Below are 6,694 nucleotides of genomic sequence, written 5' to 3'. Positions count from 1 at the left end.
TAAAAACCCGATTGGATCAACTAACATTCAATGGGGAATGAAGAACCCCCCATTGAATGAAGTTTCTCTTTATCAAAATAAAAAAGCCGCAGCTTACGAGCTTAGGCTTTTCTGCGTATATTCCTTCATTAATTCGTATAGGCTCAACTCATATAATTGACGGCCATTGATTTTAAAGACGTTTTGGGCCACCAATTCCTCGATGACAGTCGAGCGTTTGTCTTCGAATTTCGACTCTGGTATCTGTTCCATGCTGTCCGTTCTCTCCTTATGAAGTATTCCCTTTTCTTTACCCTTTTCCTGCCTTCCGTAAAACTTTTTCAGTGAATAAAATAAAGAAAAAACCGAACGCATGGCGCATCCGGTTTATATCGCAATTTTTTTATTCAGCCAGCTGCAGCCAGGCAACGGCTTCACAATGTGTCGACTGTGGAAACATGTCCACCGGCTGAACTTCCTGTGTACGGTAGCCGCCGTCTTCGAGAATGCGAAGATCCCTCGCCAGCGTTGCCGGGTTGCAGGATACGTACACGACCCGTTTCGGGCGCTGCTTAAGAATGGTCTGCAGCAATTGCTCGTCACAGCCTTTTCTCGGCGGGTCGACAACCAGGACATCGGCCGTTTTACCTTCTTTGTACCAGCGAGGAATTACCTGTTCAGCCGGGCCGGCTTCGAACAGCGTATTGCTGAGGCCATTGAGTTCGGCATTGCGCTTGGCGTCTTCAATGGCAGGAGCCACAATTTCGACTCCCATGACGAATTTGGCACGTTTCGCCAGGAATAAAGAAATCGTGCCGATGCCGCAATAGGCGTCAATGACAGTTTCATTGCCAGTCAGATCGGCGAATGCGAGAGCCTGGCCGTAGAGAACTTCCGTCTGCTCCGGGTTGATCTGGTAGAACGAACGGGCGGAGATTTCAAACCGGACATCGCCGATGCGGTCTTCGATGACGTCGTTGCCCCATAACGTAATCGTTTCATTGCCAAAAATGACATTTGTTTTTTCAGTGTTGATGTTCTGGACGATCGACACCGTTTCCGGCACAAGTTGCCTGATCAGTTCGATTGCTTTTTCCGCCTGCGGGAATTTCTTTTTCTTCGTGACCAGCACCACCATGATTTCCCCGGTTGCCCGTGCTTTTCGCACGACGACATGCCGCAGCTGTCCGCGGTGCGTCTCTTCTTCATAAGGTTCAATGCCCATTTCCGTCAGTTTGTGTTTGATGCCAGCCAAAATGCTGTCGGCTTCCGGCGTCTGGATGATGCAGATATCGGTATCCGCTATCGTGTGGGAACGCGCCGCATAAAATCCAGCGACAACCCGGCCGTCTTCCATGCCGAACGGAATCTGGGATTTATTGCGGTAGCGCCACGGATTTTCCATACCTTTGACGGGGTGCACCGGCACATCCGGCAATTTTCCGATGCGTGTGATGGCATCGCGCACAAGTTTCCGCTTGAACGTCATCTGTCCTTCATAGGACAAATGCTGAATCTGGCAGCCCCCGCAAGTATCAAAGACAGGACACGGGGCTTCGACGCGGAACGGCGAGGCATTTTCAATTTGCAGCAATTTTGCAAAACCATAGGATTTCAAGGTCTTTAAAACATGGACTTGGACATCTTCTCCCGGCAAGGCGCCGTGGATGAATAAAGGGTAGCCTTCTATTTTGGCGACTCCAGCACCGTCATGCGTCAAATCTTCCACATGGACCAGCAGCCGGTCGTTTTTCGTTACAGGTTTCAAATCGTTCACTCCATTTCAATTTCTTTATTCTACTACAGAAAAGCGCCGGCAACCAAACGGTTTTATCCGGCCAAAGAAAAAACGCGCCAGGCAAAGCCTGGACGCGTCAGTCAGTCTTGCTTTTTCGAAATTGGTCCATCTTTCAGTGAGAACCAGAAACCGAATATGATGGAACCGATCAACACCAGAAACGGTGCATAGAATATCAAGAAATCCTGCATGGAAATCGCCCCCTTTTATGCATGATAATCCGATTTGCCTTTGACATAATCCTTATCGAACAAGAACAGGCGGAACAGCAGATACAGCGATGGCAGCAATAATCCCAGTCCCGCGATGAAGGCGATGATCAGGGCGATGGCCATTGATTCGTTTGTAAAGCTGTCATAGATGGTTAAATATGGATACAGCAGATATGGATAATGGGAAGCCCCGTAAGCAAAGAACGCTGTGAAGAATTGGCCGACGAGCAGGATGAACGCCCAGCCGTAGTTTTTCTTTTTCCATATCAGGTAAACGGTTCCGACAAACAGCAGGAACGAAATCGCGAATACCCACCAGAGATCCATGATGCGGGCGAAATGTTCCGGCGTATGGCTGCGGAGCTCGTAGATGATGCCCGTAGCTGTAATTATCGCTGGTCCTGCCCAGATAAGCGCATATTTGCGCATCAGTTCAGTCGCTTTTACATCACCGGCTTTATTGGCATACCAGGTCAGAAAAACGGCAGAGATATAAAGGACTGCCGCAATGCTCAGCACGACAATGCTCCACATCAACGGACTTGTAAACAGCGCCCAGTAATCCAGATAAGGCTGAGCGCCGTCCATTTTAATGAACCCGCCTTCCGACATTGCAAGAACCGGCGATAAAGACGCCGGCAGCAGCAGGCCGGATAAGCCGTACATATAAATGTAGCCGCGGTGATTGATTTTCGCACCGTAAGTCGCGAAGGCATAATACGAACCGCGAACCGCAAGCAGAACCAACGCGATACTGGCAGGCACGAGCAGCGTCGTCCCATAATAGAAAGCGGTTTGCGGGAAGAATCCGATTATCCCCACAAAGAAGAACACGAAGAACACATTCGTCACTTCCCATACCGGCGACAGGTACCGCTGAATGATGCCTGTCAGGATATGCTGTTTGTTCGTAAAAGCGCTGTAGGCGTTGAAAAATCCGGCGCCGAAATCAATCGATGCGACAATTACATAAAGGAACAGGAACAGCCACAGCACTGAAATCCCTATAATTTCAAGTGTCATTCCGTACCACCGCCTTTATCAGCCTTTTCTCTTTGAGCAAGCTCTTTCTCCACGGGGTTGCGTTTATACATCCGGGACAGAACCACGATCGTGCCCACTCCCAGGATGAAATACAAGCCCGCGAATAAAATGATCATCAAATCCACCTGGCCGCTTGTTGTGGCCGCTTCGGATGTTTTCATATAGCCGCGCAGAATCCAGGGCTGACGCCCGACTTCCGTGAACCACCAGCCGGCTTCGATTGCAATCAATGCCAGAGGCCCAGCCGCCACTGTCAGCCAGCGGAACCATTTCTTCTGGATGATCGGCCATTTGCGCCATGCGCCCAGGACATAGACAGCGGAGAAGAATGCCAGCCACATGCCGATGGTGACCATCAGATCAAAGAGATAATGGATCCACAGCGGAGGTATCTCATCTTCCGGGAATTCATTCAATCCGGTAACTTCCGCTCCAGGCGTACCATGTGCCAATATGCTGAGCGCAAAAGGAATCCGGATTGCGTATTTTGGTTCATCTCCGTCAAGGACTCCGAAGAGAATCAAATCGGCTTCCCCTTCGGTTTCAAAATGCCATTCAGCAGCCGCCAGTTTTTCCGGCTGGTATTCAGCGAGGTATTTACCTGAAAAGTCACCGATCAATGCTGTTGCAATTGAAAAGACAAAGCCGAGTTTCATTGTCAGCAGCAAAGCTTTTTTGTGGTAAATATGTTTCGAGCCCTGCACGATGCGGAGTGCCGCAATCGATGCCAAAACAAATGCACTGGTCATGAAAGCTGTCGCCATGACGTGTGCCACTTTCGTCGGCACCGCCGGACTGAACATCGCGAGCAGCGGGCTGACGTTGACCAGCTCTCCGTTCAAGATATCAAAACCTTGCGGGGCATTCATAAATGCGTTGACGATTGTGATGAAGACAGAAGAAGCAGCTGCACCAAGAGCAACTGGAATCAACAGCAATAAATGCTTGCGCTGATCTTCAAACCGATCCCATGTATACAGATAAATGCCAAGGAAAATAGCTTCGAAGAAGAATGCGAATACTTCCATAAACAGCGGCAATGCTATGACATTACCCGCCAATTGCATGAAATTAGGCCACAGTAAAGATAATTGAAGGCCGATTGCGGTTCCTGTTACAACACCGACCGCCACGGTAATAACGAATCCTCTCGCCCATCTGCGGGCAAGCAGAATATAATGTTCATCATTTTTCTTAATCCCGACCCAGTGGGCAATCAGGATCATTAACGGGATACCAACACCGATTGTTGCATAAAGTATATGAAATGACAGAGTCATTGCTGTCAGGATACGGCTTAATAATGCTGCATCTTCAAACCACATTTCCTTATCCCTCCCAAGGAATATATTGCTTCGTAAGCGCTACATTTATTGTACCCTATGCAGCCCCTTGGAATCCCTTTCAACGGATTCAAAAAAGCCCTCTTTTCTCCCATCTTTGAATAAGATGTGACAACAGGAGTGTAAATCACTTGATATTATTTAGAATATTTAGTATTCTATTAAGAACTTAGACAAAGGGTGATTCATATGGAGACAAGCAGAAAAGTATTCGCCTACATCACAAGAGGTCCTGATGAAAATCGTGAATTGCTGGTTTTTGAGTATAAAGGCGAACCGGAAGCCGGAATTCAGGTACCCGGTGGTTCGATTGCCGATGGAGAAATGCTCATCGATGCACTGTACCGGGAAGTTCAGGAAGAAACAGGGCTTCCGAGGGATGTATTGCATTTTGCAGGTAAAATCCACAAATATAATTATTATCCTGAACACCGGGATAAAGTATACGAACGCAACATCTTCCATTTCGAGTATACGGGAGAAAAAGTGGATGAGTGGGAACATACCATCAAGAGCCAGGGCCGTGATAACGGTTTGACGCTGCTGTTCCGCTGGGAGCCGGTTGACGATTTACCGAAACTTGCAATGGAGCAGGACAAAGCGGTCGATTTGCTGTAAAAGCAAGATGAAACAGAAAACAAGCCGGACAGTCAACAGACTGCCCGGCTTGTTTTTTCATTTTATATCTTTTTCATTGAGCGACTGGATCGGCACCAGCACTTCGATATGTTTTTCGAGGTTCTGGAAAACCGCCGGCAAAACACCGCCGAATTCACCATCCAGATTCAGCATGACCCGTTCCTTTGAAGAAACGGTGATTTTGCTGGCTTTTGCATAAATGACATGCGGATCTGACAAATGTTCGCCGCGCAGTGCAAGCGAAGCCAAACGGATAAACTCTGCCATGTTCACTTCCTTCAGAATCATCAGTGAAAACTTCCCGTCGTTGATGCTGGCATCCGGCGCGAGTTTTTCAAAGCCGCCGACGGAATTGGTCAGGCCGATCAGGAACATCATTGCTTTGCCGTCAAAAACTTCCCCGTCATATTCAATGCGGAAATTGGACGAACGGATGGACGGCAGCATCTCGATGCCCTTCAGGTAATAAGCCATCTGCCCAAGCACTGTTTTCAGCTTGCTCGGCACTTCGTAGGTCAGCTCCGTAATCCTGCCTCCACCGGCAATATTGATGAAGTAACGGTCATTCATCATTCCCACATCCACGGGAACCGAATCCCCTTGAATGATGATATCGACCGCTTTATTGATGTCGCGCGGGATATGTACAGCACGGGCGAAGTCATTCGTTGTGCCCATAGGGATCAACCCTATTTTAGGGCGCTTCTCGAATCCTGAAACTCCGGCCACGACTTCATTCAGCGTTCCGTCACCCCCGACTGCGACGATCAGGTCAAACTCCCTTTCAACTGCTGTGATGGAAGCGGCTGTGGCATCCCCTTCACATGTCGTGGCATGGCAGGACGTTTCATATCCTGCGATTTCCATTCTTTCCAGTACTTCAGGCAGATGTTTACGGAATAACTCCCTGCCGGATGTCGGATTATAAATAATTCGTGCTCGTTTCATAGGTTTCAGCCTTTCTTCACTTACTCTGGAAATTAAGACAATTAAATCAGGAAAAGGTTCCTCTTCCAGCGGTTTTTCAATCTCAAGAGAGTGATTTCGTCAAAACTGATTTCAGTTCCTGATAAACGCTGTCCCAGAATTCCGTTCTGTAAACAAAGCCGTCGGTAATTTCACCAATGACCGTTTTAAAATGCAGATCGTATTGGGGGTCTTCTTTGCCGGGCAATTTTGATTTTAGTTCTTCTACGAATTCCTGGACTTCTGCAGATCTCGGACCCCAGTCCGCCAGCACTGTGCCTTCTTCCGACAAAATGATGTATTTCGGTATGGAACGGCCGCCGTTCGTCAAATAACGGTCCATCAATTCAAGGTTTTCATCCCGGTATACACAGCGGACTTCGACATCGGCAGCATCCGCGATTTTCCGCAGAATGGCATTGTTCATCATTGCGTCTCCGCACCAGTCTTCTGTGATGACCAGAATATGCGGTTTTTTCTCTTTCAACAACGCAATAAATTCTTCATCCTGCGGCATTTCGAATTTTTCATAGACGGCATAGGACTTTTCCTGGTTCGATTCCATTTGGGCCATATAGTTTTCGAGTGTCACTGCATTTTCAAAATATTCCTGTTCCACTGTCATACAATCACGTCTCCTTTTAGATTCAGTTTACTTGTCTTTGGAGAAAGCTTCAAATGATTAAGAAAAGCGACGGCACCCGTTAAGCTCT

The 6,694-nt window shown here is 48.0% G+C and carries 8 protein-coding genes; 1 reads left to right on the top strand and 7 read right to left on the bottom strand.

The genetic code is table 11. From position 1 onward, the window contains the following. Positions 1–93 precede the first annotated feature (93 nt). From KW93_RS17105 to KW93_RS07815, 5 genes are all read right to left on the bottom strand, one after another. Positions 94–252 (bottom strand): Fur-regulated basic protein FbpA, encoded by a 159-nt coding sequence (locus KW93_RS17105; protein WP_081986962.1) that lies wholly within the window; start codon positions 250–252, stop codon positions 94–96. Positions 253–382: 130 nt separating this feature from the next. Then, on the bottom strand, positions 383–1,747 hold the full coding sequence (gene rlmD / locus KW93_RS07825) for a 23S rRNA (uracil(1939)-C(5))-methyltransferase RlmD (protein WP_033542439.1): 1,365 nt from the start codon (positions 1,745–1,747) through the stop codon (positions 383–385). Between the two features lie 110 nt (positions 1,748–1,857). Next, the gene (gene cydS / locus KW93_RS17975) at positions 1,858–1,968 is read right to left on the bottom strand and encodes a cytochrome bd oxidase small subunit CydS (protein WP_442956616.1); all 111 of its coding nucleotides are present in this window, start codon (positions 1,966–1,968) and stop codon (positions 1,858–1,860) included. Between the two features lie 15 nt (positions 1,969–1,983). Further along, the gene (locus KW93_RS07820) at positions 1,984–3,012 is read right to left on the bottom strand and encodes a cytochrome d ubiquinol oxidase subunit II (RefSeq protein WP_033542438.1); all 1,029 of its coding nucleotides are present in this window, start codon (positions 3,010–3,012) and stop codon (positions 1,984–1,986) included. Then, positions 3,009–4,358 (bottom strand): cytochrome ubiquinol oxidase subunit I, encoded by a 1,350-nt coding sequence (locus tag KW93_RS07815; protein ID WP_033542437.1) that lies wholly within the window; start codon positions 4,356–4,358, stop codon positions 3,009–3,011. The genes KW93_RS07820 and KW93_RS07815 overlap by 4 nt, the downstream gene beginning before the upstream one ends. 207 nt (positions 4,359–4,565) lie before the next feature. On the opposite strand from KW93_RS07815, the gene KW93_RS07810 reads away from it, so the two are divergent. Then, positions 4,566–4,994 (top strand): NUDIX hydrolase, encoded by a 429-nt coding sequence (locus KW93_RS07810; RefSeq protein ID WP_033542436.1) that lies wholly within the window; start codon positions 4,566–4,568, stop codon positions 4,992–4,994. A gap of 57 nt (positions 4,995–5,051) precedes the next feature. Here the strand turns inward: KW93_RS07810 and KW93_RS07805 are convergent, their stop codons facing one another. Together KW93_RS07805 and KW93_RS07800 are read right to left on the bottom strand one after the other, a co-directional pair. Further along, positions 5,052–5,963: a diacylglycerol kinase gene (locus tag KW93_RS07805; RefSeq protein WP_033542435.1), complete on the bottom strand. Its 912-nt coding sequence runs from the start codon at positions 5,961–5,963 to the stop codon at positions 5,052–5,054. A gap of 82 nt (positions 5,964–6,045) precedes the next feature. Next, a complete protein-coding gene (locus KW93_RS07800; RefSeq protein WP_033542434.1) occupies positions 6,046–6,606 on the bottom strand; it encodes a thioredoxin family protein in 561 nt (186 codons plus the stop codon). Between the last annotated feature and the right edge of the window lie 88 nt (positions 6,607–6,694).

The sequence above is a fragment of the Planococcus sp. CAU13 genome (assembly GCF_000775575.1).
Classification (GTDB): Bacteria; Bacillota; Bacilli; order Bacillales_A; family Planococcaceae; genus Planococcus.
Note: the sequence above shows the minus strand (reverse complement) of the source record. Positions and strands in the feature narration are given on the sequence as shown.

Bases quoted from the DNA above. Each gene is read 5' to 3' on its own strand.
- KW93_RS07800 (WP_033542434.1), bottom strand. From the start codon at position 6,606: ATGACAGTGGAACAGGAATATTTTGAAAATGCAGTGACACTCGAAAAC.
- cydS (WP_442956616.1), bottom strand. From the start codon at position 1,968: ATGCAGGATTTCTTGATATTCTATGCACCGTTTCTGGTGTTGATCGGT.
- KW93_RS07805 (WP_033542435.1), bottom strand. From the start codon at position 5,963: ATGAAACGAGCACGAATTATTTATAATCCGACATCCGGCAGGGAGTTA.
- KW93_RS17105 (WP_081986962.1), bottom strand. From the start codon at position 252: ATGGAACAGATACCAGAGTCGAAATTCGAAGACAAACGCTCGACTGTC.
- KW93_RS07820 (WP_033542438.1), bottom strand. From the start codon at position 3,012: ATGACACTTGAAATTATAGGGATTTCAGTGCTGTGGCTGTTCCTGTTC.
- KW93_RS07810 (WP_033542436.1), top strand. From the start codon at position 4,566: ATGGAGACAAGCAGAAAAGTATTCGCCTACATCACAAGAGGTCCTGAT.
- KW93_RS07815 (WP_033542437.1), bottom strand. From the start codon at position 4,358: ATGTGGTTTGAAGATGCAGCATTATTAAGCCGTATCCTGACAGCAATG.